This window comes from Nocardia sp. NPDC060220 (genome assembly GCF_042727815.1).
GTDB lineage: Bacteria > Actinomycetota > Actinomycetes > Mycobacteriales > Mycobacteriaceae > Nocardia.
The window spans coordinates 1-3,672 of the sequence record NZ_JBHWZY010000704.1 but is presented as its reverse complement, the minus strand read 5'-3'; the positions used below and the strand labels follow the sequence as shown (position 1 = coordinate 3,672).

General features: G+C 67.2%; 4 protein-coding genes. All 4 read right to left on the bottom strand.

What is annotated here, in order from left to right; all coding sequences use genetic code 11:
• The coding region (locus ACFWF3_RS28070; RefSeq protein ID WP_379316450.1) for an MlaD family protein at window positions 1–807 on the bottom strand (807 nt) is incomplete at its 3' end.
• Window positions 804–1,886, bottom strand: coding sequence for an MCE family protein (locus ACFWF3_RS28065; RefSeq protein WP_379316448.1), 1,083 nt, complete (start codon window positions 1,884–1,886; stop codon window positions 804–806). The genes ACFWF3_RS28070 and ACFWF3_RS28065, both read right to left, overlap by 4 nt.
• Complete coding sequence (locus tag ACFWF3_RS28060; protein ID WP_379316446.1) at window positions 1,883–2,977, bottom strand: MCE family protein; 1,095 nt, start codon at window positions 2,975–2,977, stop codon at window positions 1,883–1,885. The genes ACFWF3_RS28065 and ACFWF3_RS28060 overlap by 4 nt, the downstream gene beginning before the upstream one ends.
• On the bottom strand, window positions 2,977–3,672 hold a 696-nt coding region (locus tag ACFWF3_RS28055; RefSeq protein ID WP_379316444.1), incomplete at its 5' end, for an MCE family protein. The genes ACFWF3_RS28060 and ACFWF3_RS28055, both read right to left, overlap by 1 nt.

Here is a 3,672-nt window from a genome sequence, read left to right as displayed (position 1 = left end):
CTGCCCGAACAACACTCCCGACCCCTCGACGAGAGTGCGCAGGTCCGGCTGGGCGTGCGAGGTCGTCTCCGCGATGACGGACAGCTTCTCGACGAGATTGCGGGTTTGCGGAAGCAACTCCGTCATCCCCACCATGGCCTGACTGATCCCGCTGATCACGGTGCGCAGCTGGTTCGGCCCGCCGGCCAGCGCCTTGTCGAGTTCGGCGACGATGACGTTGAGCCGCTGCGGATTCAAGCCGCCGATGAAATCGGCTGTGTTGGTGAGGAACTCGTCGATGGTGACCGGCGTCGAGGTCCGGTCCAGCTCGACGACCGCGCCGTCGGCCAGGTAGGGGGCGTCGTTGGAATCGGGCCGGATATCGAGGTACTGCTCCCCCGCCGCCGACAACCGGGCCACGACCACCGCGCCGCCCGCGGGAACGTGATAGCCGGCATCGATGTCGGCGACGGCGGTGACGCCGGTCTCGGACAGCTCCAAGGACCGCACCGTGCCCACGCGCACGCCGCGGAACGTGACATCGGAATGCTCGAGCAGCCCGCCGGACCCGGCCGGTTCCACCCGCACGGTGAAGGTGTCCCGCAGTGGATCGACCCGGACGACATCGACGAGCAGATATCCGCCGCTGACCAGCAGCGTCGCCACCAGGCCCGCGGCCGCGATGCCGTTGACGTGCCGGTTCGCCCAGCCCGCGGTCCGGAGCAGCAATTCGGCGGCGACTTCGAGCGCCACCCCGGCGAACCAGATGCCGAAGGTGAGGACGAGCGCCACGGTGTAGCGGACACCGCCACGGGGGTATTCGTTCATCGCCCGCCACCCTGCAACCGGCCGAGGACCCGCGCGAGGACCTCGGCGAGACTGCCGACGAAGGCGCCGGGGTCCGATCCGTCGGGTAGCCTGCTCCCGTTCGGGTCGGTCAGGGCGCCGACGCTGAGGTAGGAGATCGTCGCCGCGACGGCGAGGCTGGTGCCCTGGGTGGTGGCCAGCAGCGACGGGTTCAGCGCGTGCAGCTGGTCGAGCGCGCCCGCCAGGTTGTCGCCCATCTGGGTGAAGCCGGTCATCAGAGCCTGCACGCTGTCGAAGAGCCCGACGAAGTCGGCGCTGCTGGTGGAGGTGAACTCGCCCAGCGCGCCGAGGGTGGTCGAGACCTCGGTGGTGAGCTCGGTGATCGCCCGGTTGTTCTCGGTGAGCACCGAGATCAGCGGCGGGAAGGTATCCGCGGCCTGGCCGAGCTCGGCCCTGCGCTGGTTGAGCGTGGCGCTGAGCGCATCGAGACCGTGCAGAACGGCGTCGATCTGGCCGGTCCTTTCGTTGAGAGCGGTCAGGGTCGCGGTCAGTTCGGTGAGCAGATGCGAGAGCTGGGGCCCGCGTCCCGCGAACATCGAGTTCGACTCGCTGGTGATCCGGGCGACCTGGCTGAGCGCACCGCCGTTGAGCAGCATCGACAGCGACATCATCAGTTCCTCGACCGAGGCGCCCGCCGAGGTGTGGTCCTTGTCGATGACGTCGCCCTCGGCCAGCATCGGTGTGCCGGAACGGAGTTCGGGCAGCACGATGGCGACGTAGATGTCGCCGAGCGGTGTCGGCTGACGGAGTTCGGCCCGCGATCCGCGCGGCAGGCGCACGTCCGCGCGGATCTCGAGCTCGACCGTCGCCACGAAATCGGTGGTGTCGAGGCCGGTGACGACGCCGATGTCGGTGCCGCCGGTCTTCACGTGCGCGCGATCGGGCAGGTTCAGCGCGTTGTCGAACAGCGCCCGCACCGTGTAGGTGGGGCCGTCGAGACCGGGCTTGGGCAAGGGCATGGAGTCGACGGTCACCGTGCAGCCGGCCACCGAGCAGGCCGCCACCGCCAGCACCGCAGCAAGGGACAGACGCCGGCTCATCGGGTCAGTCCCAGCAGCGCGGCGAACAGTCCGAAATCGGGGCCGAAGTCCTGCAGCCTGCCGGTTCGGCAGCCGTCGGCCCGTAGCTCGACCCGCTGGCAGAACAGCGAGAGCAGCTCGTTGTCGAGCAGGCTCTTGTCCGTCAGCAGGTGAAGGCGAACGGCCCGGGCTTCGGGACTCACCGCGTTACCCAGGTTGCCGAGGAACAGCGGGGCGATGTCGACGATCTCGGTGAGTCCTCGCGCGTGGTCGCGCATCTGGGCGGTGATCGTGATCAGTCGCAGCAATGCGTCGGTCAGCGGTTGCTTGTTCTCCCCGACGACAGCGCTGGTGTTGGCGACGAAGTCGTTGATCTGGGTGAGCACCGCCTGCAGTCCCGGGGACTGCTCGCGCATCAGGGTGACCAGCTGGGTGAGCCGGGCACTGAAGTCGCGGACCGTCGTGTCGTTGTCGGCGAGGATCTGGGTGACGTCGTTGAGCCGGACGATCGCGTTGGAGATCTGGTCTTTGTTGGCCAGGGTCACCTCGAAGGCGCCGGAGAGCGCGTCCAGGGTCTCCCTGATGCGGTCACCGTTGCCGTCGAGCAGCGGGAACAGCACCCGGCTCGCCATCGGACCGTCGGAGTTGTTGCCCGCCAGCGCCTTTCCGATGTCGTCGAAATTGCGGAGAATCCGGTCCAGCTCGACGGGTGTCCTGGTGCGGGCGAACGGAATGTGGCTGCCGTCGAGCAAGGTGGGCCCGCCGGTGTAGGCGGGAGTGAGTTCGATGTGGCGGTTGGTGATCATCTGCGGGGAGACCAGCGCCGCGATCACGTCGGCGGGCAGGTCGACCTCGGGATCGACCACCATGTGCACCTGCACGTACTCGCCCTTGGGGACCAGCTCGGTCACCCGGCCCACCGGCATCCCGAGAACGGAGACTTCGTTGCCGACGTACAGGCCGGCGACATTCTCGAAATCCGCCGTGATCGTCTTCTCCTTGCCGAGCAGCCGGTCCGGCAGCGAGGTCAGGCTGTGTGGCAGCGCCGAGCAGCCAGACAACAGGACTGCGACAGCGGCCAAAACAGCCATCCGGACGAATGTCGTGCGCATCAGCGGCAACCTTCCACGGCCTGAACGGCACACAGCCAGTTGTCGGGGAACATCCATGGCAGATAGATCTCCCCGTAGGGGCCGTTTCCGAGAGTGTTGTTGAACTGCCGGAGCGTGACCGGCATGATCTGGAACAGGTTGTCCAGATTGGCTTTGTTGTTCTGCAGGCCCGTCGACATCGTGTTCAGATCGGCGATCAACGGTGCGAGCTGTCCCCCGTTGTCGATGCCCATCGCCTGCAGGTCCTTCGAGACCGCGGCGATACTGTCCAGGAGCTGGGTGACCAAGGATTGTCGTCGGGCGACCGCGTCACCGATGGCCTGACCACGGGTCAACAGCACGAGCACGGCGTTCTGGTTGTCGGACACCACGCTCGATACCTTGTCGATATTGCGCAGCAGCTGCTCGACCTCGTCCCGGCGATCGCTGATGACCGCGGCCAGCGAACCCACCGAATCCAGTGCCGCCGCGGTCAATTGCGGCGAGTCCCCCATCTGCCGGGCGAGTGCGTCCAGCGAGGCTCGCAAGGCCACGGGGTCCATTCGTTCGAGGTGCTCGAAGGAGTGGGTGTATTTCCCGTCGTTGACGACCTTGGCCAGGTTGTACGGAACCTCGGTCCGGTCCAGGGGAATTCGGCGGCTTTCGGGCGCCGAGAGCGCGCCGGGATCGAGCTCGACATGCATCCGGCCCAGGAT